General features: G+C 48.5%; 18 protein-coding genes and 1 pseudogene. 10 read left to right on the top strand and 9 right to left on the bottom strand.

What is annotated here, in order from left to right; genetic code table 11:
* Positions 1 to 22 precede the first annotated feature (22 nt).
* Positions 23 to 739 (bottom strand): aspartate/glutamate racemase family protein, encoded by a 717-nt coding sequence (locus MBEAL2_RS24625; protein ID WP_047154880.1) that lies wholly within the window; start codon positions 737 to 739, stop codon positions 23 to 25.
* 257 nt (positions 740 to 996) lie between these two features.
* On the opposite strand from MBEAL2_RS24625, the gene MBEAL2_RS24620 reads away from it, so the two are divergent.
* Together MBEAL2_RS24620 and MBEAL2_RS33250 are read left to right on the top strand one after the other, a co-directional pair.
* Positions 997 to 1,791, top strand: a complete 795-nt coding sequence (locus MBEAL2_RS24620; RefSeq protein WP_236693008.1) for an MFS transporter — start codon at positions 997 to 999, stop codon at positions 1,789 to 1,791.
* The gene (locus MBEAL2_RS33250; RefSeq protein WP_369405526.1) at positions 1,749 to 2,153 is read left to right on the top strand and encodes an MFS transporter; all 405 of its coding nucleotides are present in this window, start codon (positions 1,749 to 1,751) and stop codon (positions 2,151 to 2,153) included. The genes MBEAL2_RS24620 and MBEAL2_RS33250 overlap by 43 nt, the downstream gene beginning before the upstream one ends.
* A gap of 106 nt (positions 2,154 to 2,259) precedes the next feature.
* On the opposite strand, the gene MBEAL2_RS24615 is transcribed toward MBEAL2_RS33250, so the two are convergent.
* Positions 2,260 to 2,469, bottom strand: coding sequence for a hypothetical protein (locus MBEAL2_RS24615; RefSeq protein WP_047154879.1), 210 nt, complete (start codon positions 2,467 to 2,469; stop codon positions 2,260 to 2,262).
* 181 nt (positions 2,470 to 2,650) lie between these two features.
* On the opposite strand from MBEAL2_RS24615, the pseudogene clpB reads away from it, so the two are divergent.
* The 3 genes and pseudogenes from clpB to MBEAL2_RS24600 all read left to right on the top strand — a co-directional run.
* A pseudogene (gene clpB, locus MBEAL2_RS24610) lies at positions 2,651 to 4,825 on the top strand (ATP-dependent chaperone ClpB); the annotation flags it as partial.
* A gap of 57 nt (positions 4,826 to 4,882) precedes the next feature.
* Positions 4,883 to 6,007 carry an acyltransferase gene (locus MBEAL2_RS24605; protein ID WP_052947989.1) on the top strand — a complete coding sequence of 375 codons (1,125 nt, stop codon included), beginning with the start codon at positions 4,883 to 4,885 and terminating at the stop codon, positions 6,005 to 6,007.
* A gap of 145 nt (positions 6,008 to 6,152) precedes the next feature.
* Positions 6,153 to 6,866 (top strand): DUF421 domain-containing protein, encoded by a 714-nt coding sequence (locus MBEAL2_RS24600; protein ID WP_047154878.1) that lies wholly within the window; start codon positions 6,153 to 6,155, stop codon positions 6,864 to 6,866.
* Positions 6,867 to 6,992: 126 nt separating this feature from the next.
* Here the strand turns inward: MBEAL2_RS24600 and spoVAE are convergent, their stop codons facing one another.
* The 6 genes from spoVAE to MBEAL2_RS24570 all read right to left on the bottom strand — a co-directional run bounded on the left by spoVAE (position 6,993) and on the right by MBEAL2_RS24570 (position 12,330).
* Complete coding sequence (gene spoVAE, locus MBEAL2_RS24595; RefSeq protein WP_047154877.1) at positions 6,993 to 7,346, bottom strand: stage V sporulation protein AE; 354 nt, start codon at positions 7,344 to 7,346, stop codon at positions 6,993 to 6,995.
* Between the two features lie 12 nt (positions 7,347 to 7,358).
* Positions 7,359 to 8,366 carry a stage V sporulation protein AD gene (gene spoVAD, locus MBEAL2_RS24590; protein ID WP_047154876.1) on the bottom strand — a complete coding sequence of 336 codons (1,008 nt, stop codon included), beginning with the start codon at positions 8,364 to 8,366 and terminating at the stop codon, positions 7,359 to 7,361.
* 2 nt (positions 8,367 to 8,368) lie between these two features.
* Positions 8,369 to 8,851 carry a stage V sporulation protein AC gene (spoVAC, locus tag MBEAL2_RS24585; RefSeq protein WP_047154875.1) on the bottom strand — a complete coding sequence of 161 codons (483 nt, stop codon included), beginning with the start codon at positions 8,849 to 8,851 and terminating at the stop codon, positions 8,369 to 8,371.
* A 135-nt stretch (positions 8,852 to 8,986) separates the two neighbouring features.
* Positions 8,987 to 9,259, bottom strand: a complete 273-nt coding sequence (locus tag MBEAL2_RS24580) for a YokU family protein (RefSeq protein WP_047154874.1) — start codon at positions 9,257 to 9,259, stop codon at positions 8,987 to 8,989.
* Between the two features lie 19 nt (positions 9,260 to 9,278).
* Positions 9,279 to 10,697, bottom strand: coding sequence for a lysine 2,3-aminomutase (kamA, locus tag MBEAL2_RS24575; RefSeq protein ID WP_439644905.1), 1,419 nt, complete (start codon positions 10,695 to 10,697; stop codon positions 9,279 to 9,281).
* A gap of 205 nt (positions 10,698 to 10,902) precedes the next feature.
* Positions 10,903 to 12,330 carry a sigma-54 interaction domain-containing protein gene (locus tag MBEAL2_RS24570; RefSeq protein ID WP_052947988.1) on the bottom strand — a complete coding sequence of 476 codons (1,428 nt, stop codon included), beginning with the start codon at positions 12,328 to 12,330 and terminating at the stop codon, positions 10,903 to 10,905.
* 121 nt (positions 12,331 to 12,451) lie between these two features.
* Here MBEAL2_RS24570 and ablB point away from each other — a divergent pair, with 121 nt between their 5' ends.
* Positions 12,452 to 13,312 (top strand): putative beta-lysine N-acetyltransferase, encoded by an 861-nt coding sequence (gene ablB / locus MBEAL2_RS24565; RefSeq protein ID WP_047154873.1) that lies wholly within the window; start codon positions 12,452 to 12,454, stop codon positions 13,310 to 13,312.
* A 12-nt stretch (positions 13,313 to 13,324) separates the two neighbouring features.
* On the opposite strand, the gene MBEAL2_RS24560 is transcribed toward ablB, so the two are convergent.
* Entirely contained in the window at positions 13,325 to 14,878 is a 1,554-nt protein-coding gene (locus MBEAL2_RS24560) for a PucR family transcriptional regulator (protein ID WP_047154872.1), read from the bottom strand.
* A 131-nt stretch (positions 14,879 to 15,009) separates the two neighbouring features.
* Between MBEAL2_RS24560 and MBEAL2_RS24555 the strand changes: the two genes are divergently transcribed.
* From MBEAL2_RS24555 to MBEAL2_RS24540, 4 genes are read left to right on the top strand one after another with little or no spacing between them, the layout of a single operon-like run.
* Positions 15,010 to 16,365: an aspartate aminotransferase family protein gene (locus tag MBEAL2_RS24555; RefSeq protein WP_047154871.1), complete on the top strand. Its 1,356-nt coding sequence runs from the start codon at positions 15,010 to 15,012 to the stop codon at positions 16,363 to 16,365.
* Positions 16,365 to 17,054: a CoA transferase subunit A gene (locus MBEAL2_RS24550; protein WP_047154884.1), complete on the top strand. Its 690-nt coding sequence runs from the start codon at positions 16,365 to 16,367 to the stop codon at positions 17,052 to 17,054. Before MBEAL2_RS24555 ends, MBEAL2_RS24550 begins: the two co-directional genes overlap by 1 nt.
* Positions 17,039 to 17,707 carry a 3-oxoacid CoA-transferase subunit B gene (locus MBEAL2_RS24545; protein WP_047154870.1) on the top strand — a complete coding sequence of 223 codons (669 nt, stop codon included), beginning with the start codon at positions 17,039 to 17,041 and terminating at the stop codon, positions 17,705 to 17,707. Before MBEAL2_RS24550 ends, MBEAL2_RS24545 begins: the two co-directional genes overlap by 16 nt.
* A gap of 30 nt (positions 17,708 to 17,737) precedes the next feature.
* Positions 17,738 to 19,021: a peptidase gene (locus MBEAL2_RS24540; protein ID WP_047154883.1), complete on the top strand. Its 1,284-nt coding sequence runs from the start codon at positions 17,738 to 17,740 to the stop codon at positions 19,019 to 19,021.
* The last annotated feature ends 9 nt before the right edge of the window (positions 19,022 to 19,030 follow it).

Genomic DNA, 19,030 nt, shown 5'->3' with positions numbered 1-19,030 from the left:
TAAATAAATAGCATAGGGTTAATTATTTCTTGCTTACTATATCGCAATCTTCTAAAGCATACTCTACTGCTGTAACGGCGTGCAGAAAAGTAGTATCAAAAACAGGAACACGGCAGTCTTCTTCCTTTATGAGCAGAGTGATTTCAGTGCAGCCAAGAATAATCGCTTCCGCTCCGTTTTCAATTAAGTTTTCTATCACTTTCGTATATTGTTTTTTTGATGAATCCTTTATTTCACCGCGGCATAACTCGTCGTAAATGATCGAATGAACGAGTTTTCGCTCCTCTTCGTCTGGCACAACGACCTCAAGGTTGTATTTATCCTGCAGCCTGCCCTTATAAAACGATTCTTCCATTGTAAATTGGGTAGCTAATAAACCAACTTTTTTTATCCTCTCATGTGTAATCGCCTCGGCTGTTGCATCTGCAATGTGCAAAAAAGGAATATGAATGCTTGACTCAATTTTTTCTGCTGCTTTATGCATCGTATTCGTACACAATACAATAAAATCCGCTCCAGCCGTTTCCAGTTGTTGTGCCGCTTCAATCAGAAGACTGGCTGCTTCATCCCACTTTCCTTCATGCTGTAATTGTTTTACAGGCTCAAAATCGAACGAGTACATAAGGCATGGAGCGGAATGGAGCCCGCCTCGTCTTTTTCTTACTTCCTTGTTTATCATTTCATAATACAAAATAGAAGATTCCCAACTCATTCCACCGATTAAGCCAATTGTTTTCATTTTGTTTATTTCCTCCCTCTTCGAAATGAAATAAAAATCGTGTACTATACTTTTATTGGATATTTCTAGCATAACGAAATGTAGGTCATGACATCAAATTAGCATTTTAGATACAAAGTAAGTGTTTCGGAGAGAAAGAGAGCGGGTAAGAAAACATAACAGAATAAATGTGTTAGGCCTGCCAGCATAAAGGCAGGCTTTTTGTTATGATAAAACAGATACATACCATGATATTTTTCCCGTGAAAGGATAATGAAATGCTTTCTACTGCGAGTTTAAAAGCGTACAATTATTTTTACTTTTCCTTGCTTGCTGTTTTTATCTCTTTTCTTCCCGTCTATCTTTCTTCACAAGGGGTATCAACAGCGAGGATTGGCGTGCTGCTTGGTACTGGCTCTTTTATCGGCATTTTATCACAACCGCTTTGGGGCATGATAAGCGATAAATACAAAACAATTAAGAAGGTTTTGGGAATCACGCTTGGCTTCTCCCTTTGTACAGGGTTCGTTCTGTTTCAGTCGATACAGTTCCTTTCTTTGTTTTTATTTGTCATTCTCATGTATTTTTTCTTTCTTCCTACAGACCCTTTAACCGAAAGCCTTAATTACCGAATGGCGGAGACAACGGGTGTCAGCTTTGGTTCAATCCGGACCTTCGGCGCTGCAGGGTATGCCTCGACTTCTCTCATTGTCGGTTTTCTATCCGACTATTTTGGGCTGGGCAGCCTCGCCTATATATTTTTAAGCTATGGCGCCATCACGCTTCTCATTTGCCTTACATTGCCGGATGCTCCCGCCGCTGGCAAGCCAGTTTTGCTTAAAAATTTAAAGAGGTTCTTTTCCGAACCGAAAACCGTATGGTTCTTTCTTTTTATCCTTATAACAGCCATCCCGCACCGTATGAACGATATGTTTCTAGGCATTTACATTCAGGCTGCCGGGGGCACACCGGGGCTGGTTGGGCAGGCCTGGTTTTATGCGGCTGTAAGTGAAGTCGTTTTTTTTTTGCGATCAGCTTTCGTTTTCTGCGTAAAGGAAATGAAATCAAGCTGATTTCATTTGCGGCTGTTCTTTACTGCCTGCGGTATTTCGCCTGCTCGTTGGCTCCGGACCCCCGGTGGATCGTTTATTTGCAGCTGCTGCAAGGATGCACGTTTGTTGTTTTCTATACAGCGGCGATCCAATATCTTTATGCGATTGTTCCGGAGGAGTGGAAGTCAACAGGGCAAACTATGCTTGCCGTCCTGTTTTTCGGGGTGTTGGGAATTATTGGCTCTTTTCTGGGCGGGTGGATCTTTGATGCATATGGGGGAGCGGCCTTGTATTTGACGATGTCGGTTTTGTCATTTTTCGGTTTCCTGTTTAGTTTTCTAATGCGGGACCACCATACAGAGAGCAGGAGAGAGCAGGAGTGAATAGAGATGAAGCCTTCTCTTGTGTTGGTCTGCGATGATATTGATGAAACGTATCGGAAAATGAAGGGAAAGGGGCAGCCGGACGCGTTTAAGTTCGGCTGCCTGTTTACTTAGTTGATGCCATATCAGGCTGCTCCGTTTGTGTCCGCCCCTTGAGCAACAGTTCCCCCAGTATGTGTATTGCCTGGCGCTCCGCTTCCTCCGGCGTATAATGGTCGAACTGGCACTCCATTCCCTTTCTGATTTTCTGAATTTCATCCAGTGAATAGCCCAGCTCGTGCAGTGTTAAAACCAAATAGGAAATCGTTTTTACCATGTTTCGTGTCCCCTTCTTTTTATTGGTTTATCCTATTTATAACAGGTTGCTTCTTATGCAACAAGCCCTATTTATAGTGCAAATTCTGCGCACTCCCGACATTTCACGAAAAGGTAAAGGGGTGAAAGGGAAGCCTCTTCTCAATTGGGATATAATAGTAAAGAGAGTATACCGAAATACAGTAAGCGAAGTGAGGGGGAATCAGCGCGTGACCAGTTCCACACCGGAAACCACATATGAAGCGCTTGAGAAATACGGGCACGATCTTGTGCACGATGCACAGCAAAACAAGCTCGAGCCGGTCATCGGGCGCGATAGCGAAATAAGAGATGTTATCCGCATTCTCTCGCGAAAGACAAAGAATAACCCTGTTCTTATCGGGGAGCCCGGTGTCGGGAAAACGGCCATTGTAGAAGGGCTGGCCCACCGGATTGTTAGAGGGGACGTGCCCGAGGGACTGCGGGACAAGCGCATTTTTTCTCTCGATATGGGATCTTTAATCGCCGGGGCGAAATACCGGGGCGAGTTCGAAGAGAGATTGAAGGCTGTTCTGCAGGAAATTAAAAAGAGTGAAGGAAAGATTCTTCTTTTCATTGACGAGATCCATACGATTGTCGGCGCAGGAAAAACAGAAGGCGCGATGGACGCTGGGAATTTGTTAAAGCCGATGCTGGCCCGTGGCGAGCTGCACTGCATTGGAGCTACGACGCTGGATGAATACCGGAAATACATCGAGAAGGACGCCGCGCTTGAACGCCGTTTCCAGACGGTGCTGGTGGACGAACCGACCGTGGAAGATACGATTTCCATCCTGCGTGGACTGCGCGAGAGGTTTGAGATTTTTCACGGGGTGAAAATTCATGACAGCGCGCTTGTAACAGCGGCGGTACTGTCGCATCGGTACATTACCGATCGCTTTTTACCGGACAAGGCGATTGATTTGGTGGACGAGGCATGTGCGATGATTCGAACGGAAATCGATTCGATGCCGGCCGAGCTGGATGAAATATCCCGCCGTGTCATGCAGCTGGAAATCGAGGAAGCAGCATTAAAGAAAGAAACGGATGAAGCAAGCAGGGACAGGCTTGAACAGCTGCAGAAAGAGCTGGCAGGACGGAAAGAAACGCTGGCAACGATGAAGGCCCAGTGGGAAAACGAAAAGCAGGCACTAGAGGGCGTCCGGAGCCTGCGCGTTGCGATTGAACAGATACACCAGGACATCGACCGGGCGGAACGGGAGTACGATTTAAACCGTGCGGCGGAATTAAAGTACGGGAAGCTGCCGGAGCTTGAAAAAAAGCTGAAAGAAGAAGAGGGAGGGCAGGAACAGAGAAAAGGGGAGGATGCGCTTCTGCGGGAAGAGGTCACAGAAGAAGAAATCACCCGGATTATTTCCCGCTGGACAGGAATCCCGCTTGCCCGGCTTGTAGAAGGGGAAAGGGAGAAGCTGCTTAAGCTTGACCAAATTCTTCACGAGAGGGTCATTGGACAGGATGAGGCTGTGGACCGGGTCGCTGATGCGATTATTCGTGCGCGGGCCGGAATTAAAGATCCGCGAAGGCCGATAGGTTCTTTTGTTTTTCTCGGGCCAACCGGTGTCGGAAAAACAGAATTAGCAAAAACACTCGCGGAAACCCTGTTCGATACAGAAGACAATATCGTTAGAATTGATATGAGTGAGTATATGGAGAAGCATGCCGTATCCCGCCTCATCGGCGCGCCTCCCGGCTATGTAGGATTTGAAGAGGGAGGACAGCTCACGGAAGCGGTCCGGAGAAAGCCGTATTCAGTCATCCTGTTTGATGAAATCGAGAAGGCGCACCATGACGTGTTTAATGTGCTGCTGCAGGTGCTTGACGATGGCCGCATTACGGATTCGCAAGGAAGGACGGTCGATTTTAAAAATACGATTATCATCATGACATCCAACATTGGTTCCGGGTTCCTGCTGGATGGTATTATGGAAGCAGGAGAGATTACAGATAAAGTGCGCGGGCGTGTGATGAGCGAGCTTCAGCTGAGTTTCCGGCCTGAGTTTTTAAACCGGGTTGATGATATTGTGCTGTTCAAGCCGCTTGCACAGGCTGAAATCGGCCATATTATTGACCTCCTTGTCCATGATTTGCGCAAGCGGCTGGCCGACCGTAAGATTTCGCTTGTTCTTACGGAAGCAGCGAAACAGTACATTGCACAGGAAGGCTATGATCCGGTATACGGGGCGCGCCCGCTGCGCCGTTTTCTGCAGCGGCATGTCGAGACGTTAATCGCCAGGGAAATTATCAGCGGAAAGGTAAAAGATGGTATGGCGCTCACTATCGATTTCCGGGATAATGGTCTACAGGTGAGCTTTTCTTAACAGCATGAGGAGGTTTTCATAATAAAAAGCATTGTACAGAAAGAGAGAATAGAAGAATTGGAGGCGCTGAGGGCTCTTGCCTTCCTCGGTGTCCTCCTTCAGCATATTATCGGCCCTTACATCCGGATGCCCGGGGTTTCTCTTCCGGACGCCATTATGCTCGGCCTTATTTTTAATATCATAAAATTTGCTGTGCCGACGTTTGTTTTTATTACAGGGATTGTGCTGCTGCACAATTATTACGAGCGTGTCCATTATCCTCGGTTTATAAAAAAGAGGGCAGCGGAGATCTTTTTCCCTTATGTCATATGGAGCGTTATTTATTTCATTTCCTATCACGGGATACCCGGCTCAGGAACGGCTTCGTTCAGGGAACTGGGCAAAAGCATCGCATCGGGGTCAGCATCGTATCATCTCTGGTTTGTTGTAATGATTTTTCAGTTTTATCTGCTGTATCCTGTGCTCCTCGCTCTGTTTAAAGGGGCGCGGTCGTGGATTTCGTCAAGCAAAGGGCGTTTTGCAGGTGTGCTGGGGATATGCGGCATTTTGTATGGGGCTCTTATGTGGTTTTCCCATACGTATATTCCGGAGCATGATTTTCACTTTGGCTCACAAATCGTACAGCTCCTGCTGGTCGAGTTCCGGGATCGGACCTTTCTCTATTACCTGTTTTATTTCATTCTTGGCGGTATCGCAGGTGTGGCTATGCTGCGCTGGCGGAGGCTTGTCATCCAATCCGTTCCGTGGAATGTTCTTATATTTACCGGTTTCTTTATTTGGATCGGCTACGAGTTAATGGCGCAGGCGCCTGGAGGCAAAATCGGGATTGGGATTTCGACGTCGTTAAAACCGTCCATGTTTTTGTACACAGTGTCAGAAATTGTGTTGCTGTACGGCCTGTCTTTATGTATCCTGAAGAACAATCCAGTCTTGTACCGGGTTCTTCGCTTTATCGGACGGTATTCATTTGGCGCTTACCTCGTTCATGCATTAACACTTACGTACATTATGAAGTGGCTGCGTCCGTTTGATTATTTCACTTCTCAAGTGATACCGGCTGTCTTTTTTTGTTTTTGCCCTGAATGTAATGTTCTCGCTGGGCGTTACGTTTCTCATCAGCCGCCTTCCTTTCGGGAAATGGCTCATCGGATCGACCGGAAAAAGGAAGCCGCGTGCCCCTAAGAAAGAAATGGCTCAAGCTGTTCAGCCATTTAACATTCCAAAGTAGTTCCGCATTGTAGACATAAAAGATTGGGTACTACAGTTTATTATAAAAATACAATGACCACAATGGTATAAAAATAGTGGAACCATGTGGAGGCGAACTATGCCTGATTATATTGAAATCATCCTTCGTACGTTTGGAGCCTTTTTTGTTTTGATGATTACGGTTCGTTTACTACTGGGTAAACAAACCGTTGCTCAAATGACCTACTTCGATTTTGTAGCGGCTATCACATTAGGTGCAATGACAGCGCACTTAGCATTTCATACTTCTCTTAAGGTGTCTCATGTTTTGCTTTCTTTCGGTATTTTTTCTGGTATAACTTTTCTTATCGCCTACATTTCCTTAAAAAGTCGAAGGGCACGCAAGTTTTTTGCCGGAGCTCCCACCGTTGTCATTCAGAATGGCAAAATATTAGAGCACAATATGAGAAAGATGCGTTATACCCTGGATTACTTAAATCAAGAACTACGAGAAAAAAATGTATTTGATATTAACGAAGTTCTTTTTGCTATTCTTGAAACTAGTGGAACCTTAACGGTATTGAAAAAGCCACAGTATCGTCCCGTGACAAGACAAGATTTATGGATCGCCACGAAGCCAGAACAGAGGCTTTCAATTGAATTAATTATGGATGGAAATATAATTGATAAAAATTTGCGGGAAAACCAAATTACCCACTCTTGGCTAAAAAATGAGGTAAATAAACGCAGGTTGCACATAAAAGATGTAACATATGCGGTTCTCGGGGCCGATGGACATTTATACATTGATACATATGATGACCATGTGCAGTCTCCGATTGATCAAGAATAGAACGATAATTAGTTCTTTCTGTAAACGAAAGCAGCCATTCCATTGAAGTTCTCATCGTATACGCGCGTTACAGTTTGCAGGGGGGATGCTATCATACAGCATCCCCCCTGCAAACTGTAGTATTCGTTAGCTCCTTGGCCTGAAGACAAGGGCACCTAAAAAGCCGAAAATAATCGCAGCGGAAATACCGGCACTTGTTACCTCAAAAATACCGGTAATAATGCCGACAATGCCATCCCGCTTCATCTCCTGCAGGGCTCCCTGCGTCAGGGAATTTCCGAAGCTGGTGATAGGAACCGTCGCGCCTGCCCCGGCGAATTGGATGAGCGGATCATACCAGCCAAGCCCAGCAAGGATGGAGCCTATCACGACCAGAGTAGCCATAGTGTGCCCCGGTGTCAGCCTGCCCACATCCATTAAAAGCTGGCCGACTACGCAAATAAGCCCCCCAACAACAAACGCCCAAATAAATGTACTCATTGTTTTTACCTCCTATAAGCTACTTTCGATTGAAACGGCATGAGCAATACAAGGAATGCTCTCTTTTTGCTGAAAGGTGAGCGGAGAAAGAAGAGCGCCGGTAGCAATAACAAGGATTCGTTTCCATTCACCCTTACGCAGCCGGTTGAGCAGGTGACCGTATGTTACGGTTGCACAGCATGCGCAGCCGCTTCCACCTGCAAATAACTTCTGGTCTTTGCTGTAAATAAGCAGGCCGCAATCGGTGAAAATTCCTTCCGGGATTGCAAACCCGCGTTTCTCTAACAGTTCAGCCGCAATCGGATGGCCAACCTTAGCAAGATCTCCCGTTACAATGAGATCGTAATGGTCGGGCTGAATGTTTAAATCCCGAAAATGCGCCTCGATTGTATCTGCAGCAGCAGGTGCCATGGCCGCTCCCATGTTAAACGGATCTTTAACTCCCATATCAACAACCCGGCCAATCGTTGCCGCGGTTACACGGGGGCCATTGCCACTTGCACCTACAACAGCAGTACCTGCTCCTGTTACCGTCCAATGGGCGGTAGGCGGCTTCTGGGCTCCATACTCATTCGGGTACCTGAATTGTTTTTCGGCAGTAGAATTATGGCTTGAGGTTCCTGCCAGTACATACTTGGCCGCTTTACTATCGACGAGCTGGGCGGCCAGGGCTAATCCCTGCATAGATGTAGAGCAGGCGCCGAAAATCCCGAGAAAAGGAACACCGACTGTGCGCGCTGAAAAGCTGCTTGGTGTAGTCTGGTTAATTAAATCTCCCGCCAGCATAAACGTAATGCTGTCTTTCGATAAGTTTGCCTTTTCAATGGCCTTCTCACATGCCTGCTCAAGCATTTTTTTCTCGGCTTTTTCCAGGCTGTCTTCTCCCAGCCACAAATCCTCATGGAGGATATCAAAATCTTCAGCCAACGGGCCTTTCGCTTCATGCGGTCCACCAACTGCAGCGGAGGATATAATAACGGGCTGGGTGGGGAATACCCACGTTTGATTTCCCTGAAGCAAGTCTACACACCTCCAAGGGCTGAAATAACCCATTTTATAAGAGCCACAAAGAAGGCGGATACGACGCCAAAAACAATAACCGAGCCGGCAAGCTTGAACATATTCCCGCCTACACCCAGCACATAGCCTTCGGTTTTGTGTTCAATAGCCGCTGAGGCAATGGAATTGGCAAACCCGGTAACAGGTACAGCTGTGCCGCCTCCCGCAAATTGGGCAATTTTGTCGTATACACCAAGCCCGGTGAGAAGAACGGAAGTGAAGATAAGTACCGCTACGGTTGGATTTCCGGCTGCTTTCTGTGAGAAATTGAAAACGTTCATAAAAAACGTTTGAATAAACTGGCCCAATAAGCATATAAATCCACCGACGAAAAAGGCGCGAAGCACGTTTTTAAAGATAGGCCGCGCCGGTTCATGGCGTTTTGCCAGGGTCTGGTATTCCTTCTGCGCGGGACTCATTTTCTTGCTTTTTGCTTTGGTAGCCATTGCGTTCTCCTTTACGTGAATAGAATCATCTCTTATATTTTGCTGAAAAAAAGTCGTTTCATACGAAAGGCAGATAAGAACAAAAAAGACAGCGGAGTAAATCTCCGCTGCCTTTGAGCTGAAAAATAGCTGTCTTTATTTATTTTTGTCCAAAAATAGGTTAATTCGGGGCGCCTCCATTAACTGCTTATAAGTAAACGTCTTACCGAGGCCGGAAATATCATGTAAGTACAGGGCATCCTCGATCTTTTGGGTATCTTCATCCGATACGTATTTATCATGGCAGTGCGGGCAGTCGATGGAAGGAATATCGAGAATTTCTACCGTCAGCCTGCCGTCCGGCGTGATCCAGTAACAGTTTTGCAGGCCTTCTTTTGCCTCGTCATTTTCACACCACATACATTTCATCTGTGTCTTCCTCCATCGCTTATTTTGTTTCTTTGGCTTTCATCAATTTTGCTTTCATCTCATCCCGCTTATCACGGCGGTCCTTGAGGGACGAGTGCTCCTGTTTCGTTTCATAATTTTTTCGTTTATTCATCCGGCGCAGTCCTTCAGGTACGAGATTGAATTTCTCATCGTTCATCAGAGCGGCGATGCCAACGTTTTCCGGTTGTTTTTCAATGCCGTACGCCTCGTTGAAGTAGGCATCCGCACGCCCTGGAACATATCCTTTTGGTTCCGGATAGGAAGTAATAACACCTTCGAAGTTACGGAGCACGACTTTATCCGGACTCTGTGAAATCATATAATTTGGCTGCAGCGCGATTTTGCCGCCGCCGCCCGGAGCATCTACGACGAAAGTAGGAACGGCGTAGCCGGACGTATGGCCGCGCAGACCCTCGATAATTTCAAGGCCTTTGGATACAGGAGCACGGAAATGGCCGATGCCTTCTGATAAATCGCATTGGTAAATATAATATGGGCGAACGCGGATTTTAACTAACTCGTGCATAAGTTTCTTCATGATCGGCGTGCTGTCATTAATCGCGGCAAGAATAACGGACTGGTTGCCGACAGGGACACCGGCGTTTGCCAGCATTTCGCACGCCCTTTTCGCTTCCGGTGTAATCTCAAGCGGTGTGTTAAAATGCGTATTCAGCCAAACCGGATGGTATTTCTTTAAAATATTGCAGAGATTTTCTGTAATGCGCTGTGGGAACACAACCGGAGCGCGGGTACCGATACGAATAATTTCCACGTGCGGAATGGCCCGCAGATTTTTCAAGACGTATTCCAGTACCGTATCGTTTATAAGCAGGCCGTCTCCGCCCGAAATGAGCACATCGCGGACTTCCGGGGTACTCGCGATATAGTTAATGGCAGCGTCGAGCTGTTTCTTCGGAACGCCCATGCCGACCTGGCCTGAGAAGCGGCGGCGTGTACAATAGCGGCAGTACATGGAACACTGGTTTGTCACAAGAAACAGCACGCGGTCTGGATAGCGGTGGGTCAGGCCGGGAACAGGCGAATCTTCATCCTCATGAAGCGGGTCTTCGAGATCGTATTTTGTTTTCATAATTTCAGCGGAAATCGGCACCGACTGCATGCGAATGGGGCACCGGGGATCATCCGGATTCATCAGATTTGCGTAGTAGGGAGTAATATTTAAAGGAATGGTCTGCGTTGAAATGCGTACGCCTTCTTCTTCCTCGGGTGTTAAGTTTACCACTTTCTTAAGATCATCTACTGTTTTGATTGTATGGGTTAACTGCCAGAGCCAGTCATTCCATTGTTCATCCGTAACGTCTTTCCATAACTCAACTGTGCGGAAATCCTTTGATTGAGCCGGCGTAGGAAGTCCCTGGCCATGCGGCGGCTGGGATTTGTGCAAATCGTTTTCCAATATACTCATCGAATGTAACCTCCTCGTTATTTTCACGTTGTTACCACCGTAATGTAGCAAAATCGATGCCAACTTTAGAAATATTCGAAAAACTGGGCAGCCGCCGGACATAATAAAAAGAGAGGAAGCTTCCTCTCTTGAAAAGTAAGGGAAATGGATGCAAGAAAATTTGCACTTTATCAGTTTTTTGCTGCAAGATTTTTTTCTAAAAGTTAAACTTCTTTATTTTATATTGGAGGGCCTGCCTCTTCAGCCCGAGTGCCTGAGCGGTCTGGCTGATGTTTCCCTCATGTTTTGTGAGCGCCTCCATAATCATGTTCCGTTCAATGCTGTCGATGAGGGAAGACAGATGGATCGGGTGAGACGGGAGCAAGGCGGGAATGCCCTGTGGAGCAGGCGAGATACTCTCCTGGAACGAATCTGTAAACTGAAGGGGGAGGTGATGCATATCAATTCGCTCTTCTCCGTCATCCATCATATTAAACGCTGCTTCGATTGTGTGCCTCAATTCCCTTATGTTGCCGGGCCATGTGTAGTGCAGCAGTTTTTGCATAACCGCCTCGCTAACGCCGGTAACGTGCATGGCAAACGTCTGGTTGAAACGCTCAATGAAGTGGCGAATAAGCAGTTCGATATCCTGAGTGCGCTCCGTCAGCGGCGGGAGTTCAATGTTGACGACATTCAGGCGGAAAAATAAATCGGAACGAAGAATGCCTCTTTGCAGCGCTTCCTGTGGTTCGATATTCATCGCCGCAAGAATGCGGACATTGACCTGCTGCTCATTCATGCCGCCGACCTTTCGAACCTTGCCGTCCTGCAGAACGCGCAAGAGCTTCGCTTGAAGTACAATATCAAGGCTGTTAATCTCGTCAAGAAAAAGCGTCCCGCCGTCTGCCTGTTCAAATATACCCGGGCGGTCGACGGCGCCGGTAAAGGCTCCTTTTGTCGTTCCGAACAGCAATCCTTCCATTAACTCGCGGGGAACCGCGGCGCAGTTCTGCGCGATAAACGGTTTGTCCCGCCGGATGCCTGCGTTGTGTATACTCTGTGCAATCAGCTCTTTGCCCGTCCCGGTTGCACCGCAGATAAGGACAGGGGAATCTGTCCGGGCCGCCCGCTTCGCCCGGGTGAGCGCCCGCAGAAATGAGGGGCTGTTGCCGATTAAATCTGCGAAATGATACTGTGTATCGTTCCGCGCACTTTTCTCTTTGCGATTTTTGCTGTAGAGCTGCTGGCGCAAATCAAGAACCTGATCATTGAGCTGCACAATGCGGGTAATGTCCTCCGCCAGTTCGACGGCCCCGACGATTTTTCCATTCTCAAGCAAGGGGTACGTGCTGTTTATCGACGTAATTTGCTTGCCCTTCATATTTACATACGTTTGCACTTTATCCACAATTTCATTTCCTGTTTGGAGAACCGTAAACAGTGTGCTGCTTTCACTCGTAAGGGACGGAAAGAGGTGGAACACGTTTTTCCCGAGAACATCTTCCCGTTCGAGCCCGTCAATTTCCGCCATTCTATTGTTGAAGAAGACGGTGGTTCCCTCCTTGTTCACAAGGTGTACACCAACGTTAATGATGCCAAGCAGCCACTCAAACTGATCCGACCACCGAGTCGCAGTCTCAGACAAATCGATCACCCTTTTCTTGAACTTTCGTTGTGCGCTAAACGGGGGAAGCCCCTATGTAAAATGGCACAACTTTTGCAGAAAAAATGTATTGTCAACATTTAAAGAGGAACGGAGGCTTCCCATGACGACAGACAATAATGTTTTGTATACAAACCGTACGGAAACAGGGCCTGATTTTACTATGGACGTATATCTTGATCCGTTTAGCAAGCGCCTGCGCGTAGATGATTACCGCGGGAATGTTCAATCGATAACGGGACGCCTGCACGAACTGGCAGGCACGCACGGGTTTACTAAAGTATTTGTAAAGTCCAGACAGGAGCACTGGCAAGCGTTTCTCTCGCTCGGTTATATGCCGGAAGGTGTATTCAAAGGATACTTCAGCGGCAGTGACGGCTACAGTATGGCGCTATACTTTACAACGGAAAGGCGCACAAGCGAACACTGGATAGATGAGGATAACATTCTGCGGCAGGTTCTTTCCCTCCCATTGAAGCCTGGCGCCAAGAAACTGGCGGCCCCGTATACGATACGCATCGCCGAACTCTATGATGCTGAACCGCTTGCTTTGTTGTATGGAACGGTATTTCCTGTTTACCCGACACCGATGAATGACCCGGCGTATATAAGGAAGGTTATGCAAGAAGGAACCGTCTTCTATGTCATAGAAGAACAGGGGCGGATTGTAAGCGCAGCCTCCGCCGAAATAAACATGCGTTACCACAATGCAGAAATGACGGACTGCGCCACTCTTCCCGAACATAGAAAATACGGGCTCATGCGCCATTTGATTGCTGCGTTGGAAGGCGAATTGTTCAGGCGAAATATTTACTGCGCGTATTCATTGGCCCGGTCCCTTTCCTTTGGGATGAATGCCGTCTTTCACCAGCTCGGCTACACATACACAGGGAGGCTGACAAAGAACTGCAACATCTTCGATAAATTCGAAGACATGAGCTTATGGGTGAAAACCCTTGTCTAAACCGGCATCCCATCATGGAACAATGCATTGTGCCGTATCAAGGCGATAGGCCATTAGAGCAAGGTGAAGCTGGGTGAGAATGGCCGTGTTCTGCAAATCCTTCCCTGTTTTTTTCTCAATCTGCTCCAGCCTGTATTTCAGCGTATGCCGGTGAATGAAAAGCATGGCTGCCGTATTCTTCATGTTCGTATTGTTTTGCAAAAAACATTCCACTGTATCCAGCAGCTTCGCATGATGTTTTCGGTCGTATTCAATGAGCGGGTATAGAAGTTTTTCGTACAGACAGGTCAGCGGAATGCCCGCCTCGGCCATTTGAAATAACGGTTCGTAAGCGCCGATGTTTTCATAATGGAGAACAGGCTGCCTGGTAAGGAGGGCGATTTGCAGAGCCTGCTTTGCCTGCCGGGCTCCTTCTGCAATGCTTTGTATGCCCTCAAAGACAGTACTCGCTCCAATATGAAGCGGGGAGGTGAATGTTCGGTCCCATTCATCGCGGAGCCTGTCTGTGAGAGAAGGAATTTCATTGTCCTTGCCGTTCAGCTTGAGGAGAAAAACGATGGAGGATTGTTTTTCTCGCAGAAGAATTTGCCGAGTCTGTCCGCTGACAAATTGCTGCATGAAAGGAAGCGGGCTGGCATCTGTTTGCGCCTGTATCTGCAGGATTGCCATTTTGCCGGTAAGCTCGTATCCGAGTCTGCGGCTCTGCTTGCGGACATATTCCTCGTCTATTCCGATCTTCTCAAGGAGTTCGTCGAAGAAGTCCCCCTGTATGCGGAGGAGGGCTTCGTCTACGGCCTTTTGCTTTAGAAAATCGATAGCACATACCGTGCTGGCCTGTTCAATAATCAGCATGTCTGTCTCGCTAAAAGCGTGCTCCCGCTGAATGTAGAGACAGCCAAAATACTCCTGATCGGCCGCTATCGGGTACGCCAGCCGGTTTTCGGCCAGAAAAGCAGGTGCCATTTTGTTTTTGAAAGCATTGGACAGGAGAACCAAGATTTCGTCTGACACACCATTCCCTTTACTGCTCCCAAGGCAGTGGTGTACAGCATTATATACTTGAACGTCCGCTTCGATTCTTGCGGCGAGCGTGGCGGCGATAACAGGGAGCCCCTGGTTGCTAAGCGCAAGGGACGTAAGCTCCTTATGGATTTGCTGGGTATACTGCAGGATTTGAAGCTGCCGGTTCAGCATGTGGCCGAGCAGTGCTTTCGTTACCTGCGAAAAATTCATGTGGCGTGGGATTTCAAACAGCGGCAGGCCATATTCATCCGCCGCCAGGATAAACTCAACTGGGACCTGTTCCATGTAAAACCCTGTGTGGATTGCGACTGCCGAAAGGTTTTGCCCGGACAGTTTCCGAATGAAATGTTCCCTGTTTTTCTCCGTGTCCAGCCCGTAACCGGTCGTAATTAAAAACTCGCCTTCCTGGAGGCGGGTTACATCCTCCACGATTTCTACAATGGTAACCCACTTAATGGGGCGGTGTAATCCATCTGCGCCGCCGATGAGCTTAATCGGTTGTATGTCTGGCAGCTCAAGCGCCTCTTTAACGGTAATCGACATAGTAGATCCTTTCCTTTTATACATCGTGTATAAAAACTATACTATAAATTTATATAATTGCGCGAATATTTTTTTAGTGAATGCATTGGTATGATGAGAGGAGTCAATAAAGCTTCAAGGGGGATAAAGACATGAACGAGCAAAGCCATGTGATAAAACCGCTGCTTGGTAAGACATACCCAACCGTTTCTTACGGGATGGGTGTTTATTTATATGATACAGACGGAAAAGCATACATGGACGGATGCTCCGGAGCCGTTACAGCGAACATTGGACATGGTGTCCAAAAGGTAATCGATGCGATGAACGAGCAGGCAAGCAAGGTTTCGTTTACGTACCGCTCTCAATTTACGAGCGAAGCGGCCGAGAAGCTTGCAACAAAACTAGCAGGGTGGGCGCCCGGTGATTTAAATTATGTCTTCTTTGTAAATAGCGGTTCGGAAGCAACCGAAACAGCGATGAAAATTGCGATCCAATACTGGCAGGAGCAGGGAAGAACCGGCAAAAATAAAGTGCTTTCCCGCTGGATGAGCTACCACGGCATTACAATGGGGGCGCTTTCGATGTCCGGCCATGTACTGCGAAGAAAGCGGTTTGTCCCGCTGCTGGAGGATTATCCTGCGATTGAGCCTCCGTACTGTTACCGCTGCCCGTTTAACAGCAGCTATCCGAGCTGTGATTTGTTGTGCGCGAACCAGCTGGAGGCGGCGATTCTTCGAACAGGCGCCGACAACATTGCCGCTTTTATCGCGGAGCCGATTATCGGTGCCGCCGGCGGGGCCGTTACGCCTCCTCCATATTACTACCAGCGCATAAAAGACATATGTGACAAGTACGAGATTCTATTTATTGCCGATGAAGTGATGACCGGAAATGGAAGGACAGGAAAGCCATTCGGAATCAATCACTGGAATGTTACGCCTGATTTGATGGCGCTCGGCAAGGGAATGAGCGCTGGATATACACCGATGGCGGCAACCATCGTAAGTGAAAAAATCATTGATGTCATTCGTAACGGTTCCAAATCGATTATGTCCGGTCATACGTACAGTGCGAATCCGCAATCGGCAGCCATTTCGCTTGCCGTCATGGAATATATTGAAGAGAATAACCTCATCCAGGCCGCCGAAGAGAAGGGTTCACGGCTGCTGGCAGGCCTGGAAAAGCTGGCTGAAAAGCATGGAATCGTTGGAGATGTCAGAGGAAAAGGCTTGTTGTGCGGGCTGGAACTCATAAAAGAACGACGGACAAAGGAGCCATTCCCACTGCAGCTTGGCGTGACGGAGAGGCTGATCGGAAAGGCAATGAAGAACGGCCTCCTCATCTATAGTGCATCTGGAGGAATGAACGGCAAAGCCGGAGATGCTGTTATTGTTGCGCCGCCTTTTGTCATTACGGAGCAGGAAATAGACGAACTCCTTGGAATGCTCGACCGTTCGCTCGGACAGCTGACAGAGGAGTTGCGTAAGGAAGGAAGGGCTTCATGATGAAGCAGACATTATCGAAGGTTGTATCGCTGGATGAAGCACTCGCCCACATCCAGGATGGAATACGCCTAATGTACGGAGGGTTTGGCGGGGTGGGAAGTCCCCCTACGTTAATTGACGGCATCTTAAAAAAAGGAGCAAAAAATCTTGACCTAATCGGCAATGATACTGGTTTCCCTGATATTGGCATCGGCCGCCTTGTTACTGCAGGGCGCGGCAGAACGCTCATCACATCCCACATCGGTTCCAACCCGAATGCGGGCCGGCTTATGACAGAAGGGAAGCTGGATGTAACGTTCTATCCGCAGGGAACGCTTGCGGAGAAAATTCGGGCCGGCGGCATGGGGTTAGGCGGGATTCTTGTTGATGTGGGCATGGGAACGATTGTAGAGGAAGGAAAGCAGAAAGTTGCAGTGGAAGGAAAATCCTACATGGTCGAACCTGCCCTTACAGCGGATGTAGGAATCGTTTATGCCATGAAGGCGGATGAGTACGGAAACCTGATCTATGACAAGAGTGCCCGCAATTTTAACCCGCTGGTTGCGATGGCGGCGGATATTACCATTGTTGAGGTCGACGAAATCGTTCCGCGCGGCGAACTCGACCCCGAGTCTATCATCACCCCGGGCATTTATGTTGATTACATCATTCAAAGCGAAGGAGTGAACTGGACATGGGCGTGGGAGTAGAACAGCGTCATTTAATCGCCCGGCGCGCCGCGAAGGAAATCATGCCGGGGATGCTCGTGAATCTCGGGATCGGGATACCGACGCTCGTGGCGGAATACATCCCGGCAGACTGGCAGGTCATGTTTCATGCGGAGAACGGTATTCTTGGCACCGGCCCCTCTCCTGCTAAAGGGGAAGAAGACGAAAACCTGTGCAATGCGGGCGGGTTTCCTGTTACAGTCGTACCCGGTGCTGCTTATTTTGACAGCACAATGGCGTTTGGTATCATTCGCCGCGGCTATCTTGATATTACCATTTTGGGTGCCCTCGAAGTGAGTGAAAGAGGAGACCTGGCGAATTGGATTGTGCCGGGGAAACGGGTGCCGGGAATGGGGGGAGCGATTGAACTTGCCCAGAAGGCCAAAAAAGTTATCGTGCTCATGAATCATACGAGTAAGTCGGGTGAACCGAAAATCGTGCGGAACTGCACGCTGCCGCTTACCGCACCCGCTTGTGTAGACATGATTATTACCGAGCGGGCCGTTATTGAGGTCATAGGCGGAGAGCTGTATTTAAAGGAAGTGCTGCATCCGTATACGGTTGAACAGGTGGCGGAAAGCACAGGGGCACCCCTGCTGTTTGCGGAAACCGGTTCTGTTCCTGTCTTTAAATAGAGGAAGAGGAAACATATAAAATCGGAGGTGCTGTCCCGTATGAAAGATACCATTAAACAGTGGATGCAGGAGCATCGTGAGGAAGCGGTTCATTTTCTCCAGCAGGTTGTCCAGGCTCCAAGCATACAGGGGAATGAGGCAGACGCCCAGAAGCTGGTGGCCGATAAGCTTGCGGCAATGGGCCTCGAAGTCGATATGTGGGAACCGGGCGGGGAGGAGCTCATTCATCACTCTTATTTTTGCTCTCCGCGGACTGTTTTTAGCGGAAGCCCGAACGTAGTTGGAATCTGGCGGGGAGAAGGAGGCGGAAAATCACTGATCCTAAACGGCCACATTGATGTGGTGCCTTCCGGAGACAGGGAGCAGTGGGAAGACGACCCGTTCAGCGGGAAGATAGAAGACGGCAAAATGTACGGGCGCGGCGTTACCGACATGAAGGGCGGCAACATTGCCATGCTCTATGCAGTAGAATGCTTAAAACAGCTCGGTATTCGGTTAAAAGGCGATGTTGTTTTTCAAAGCGTCGTAGAAGAAGAAAGCGGTGGTTCGGGAACGCTGGCGGCTATCCTACGTGGATATAAAGCAGATGCTGCTCTAATCCCGGAGCCGACGGGAATGAAGATTTTTCCGAAGCAGCAGGGATCCATGTGGTTCCGCATCAAGGTAAAAGGCCGCTCGGCACATGGCGGCACGCGCTACGAGGGCGTAAGCGCGATTGAAAAAAGCATGCTCGTGGTTGATGCGGTCCGCAAGCTCGAAACGGAGCGAAACGAAAAAATAAGCGATCCTTTGTATCAAAACATTCCGATCCCGATTCCGATTAACATCGGTTCCATCCACGGGGGAGAATGGCCTTCCTCCGTTCCTGACCTCGTGGAACTTCAGGGCCGGATGGGAGTCGCTCCCGAAGAAGAGATGGAGGATGCAAAGCGGGCGATGGAGAAGGCCTTATCTTCTCTTGAAGACGACTGGCTGAAGGAACACCCGCCTGTGCTCGAATGGTTCGGGGCGCAGTGGGTACCGGGCATGATTGAGCCGGATCACGAGCTGATGAACCGGTTAATTCATGCGTATCGCAGCGTGCGGGGGGAAGAACCGCTCATTGAAGCTTCTCCATGGGGAACGGATGGCGGCCTGCTTGCCAAAGTAGGGGGGACGCCTGCCATCGTTTTCGGCCCGGGTATAACAGGGATGGCGCATTATCCGAATGAATATATCGAGCTTGATAAAGTAGTGGAGTGTGCGGAAATTATCGCTCTTACTATCATGCAGTGGTGCGGGGTGGCAGGGGAGAAAAAAGCAGGAGCTATTTAGAAAGCAGAA

It is taken from the genome of Aneurinibacillus tyrosinisolvens (assembly GCF_001015055.1).
Classification (GTDB): domain Bacteria; phylum Bacillota; class Bacilli; order Aneurinibacillales; family Aneurinibacillaceae; genus Aneurinibacillus_A; species Aneurinibacillus_A tyrosinisolvens.
The sequence above is the reverse complement of the archived record's forward strand: the minus strand, read 5'-3'. Positions and strand labels throughout refer to the sequence as shown.

Excerpts from the sequence above, each read along its gene's own strand:
- MBEAL2_RS24545 (WP_047154870.1), top strand. The coding sequence starts at position 17,039 with ATGGGCGTGGGAGTAGAACAGCGTCATTTAATCGCCCGGCGCGCCGCG.
- MBEAL2_RS24620 (WP_236693008.1), top strand. The coding sequence starts at position 997 with ATGCTTTCTACTGCGAGTTTAAAAGCGTACAATTATTTTTACTTTTCC.
- ablB (WP_047154873.1), top strand. The coding sequence starts at position 12,452 with ATGACGACAGACAATAATGTTTTGTATACAAACCGTACGGAAACAGGG.
- MBEAL2_RS24580 (WP_047154874.1), bottom strand. The coding sequence starts at position 9,259 with ATGAAATGTATGTGGTGTGAAAATGACGAGGCAAAAGAAGGCCTGCAA.
- MBEAL2_RS24550 (WP_047154884.1), top strand. The coding sequence starts at position 16,365 with ATGAAGCAGACATTATCGAAGGTTGTATCGCTGGATGAAGCACTCGCC.
- MBEAL2_RS24600 (WP_047154878.1), top strand. The coding sequence starts at position 6,153 with ATGCCTGATTATATTGAAATCATCCTTCGTACGTTTGGAGCCTTTTTT.
- MBEAL2_RS24615 (WP_047154879.1), bottom strand. The coding sequence starts at position 2,469 with ATGGTAAAAACGATTTCCTATTTGGTTTTAACACTGCACGAGCTGGGC.
- spoVAE (WP_047154877.1), bottom strand. The coding sequence starts at position 7,346 with ATGAGTACATTTATTTGGGCGTTTGTTGTTGGGGGGCTTATTTGCGTA.
- MBEAL2_RS24625 (WP_047154880.1), bottom strand. The coding sequence starts at position 739 with ATGAAAACAATTGGCTTAATCGGTGGAATGAGTTGGGAATCTTCTATT.
- spoVAC (WP_047154875.1), bottom strand. The coding sequence starts at position 8,851 with ATGGCTACCAAAGCAAAAAGCAAGAAAATGAGTCCCGCGCAGAAGGAA.
- MBEAL2_RS24555 (WP_047154871.1), top strand. The coding sequence starts at position 15,010 with ATGAACGAGCAAAGCCATGTGATAAAACCGCTGCTTGGTAAGACATAC.
- MBEAL2_RS24560 (WP_047154872.1), bottom strand. The coding sequence starts at position 14,878 with ATGTCGATTACCGTTAAAGAGGCGCTTGAGCTGCCAGACATACAACCG.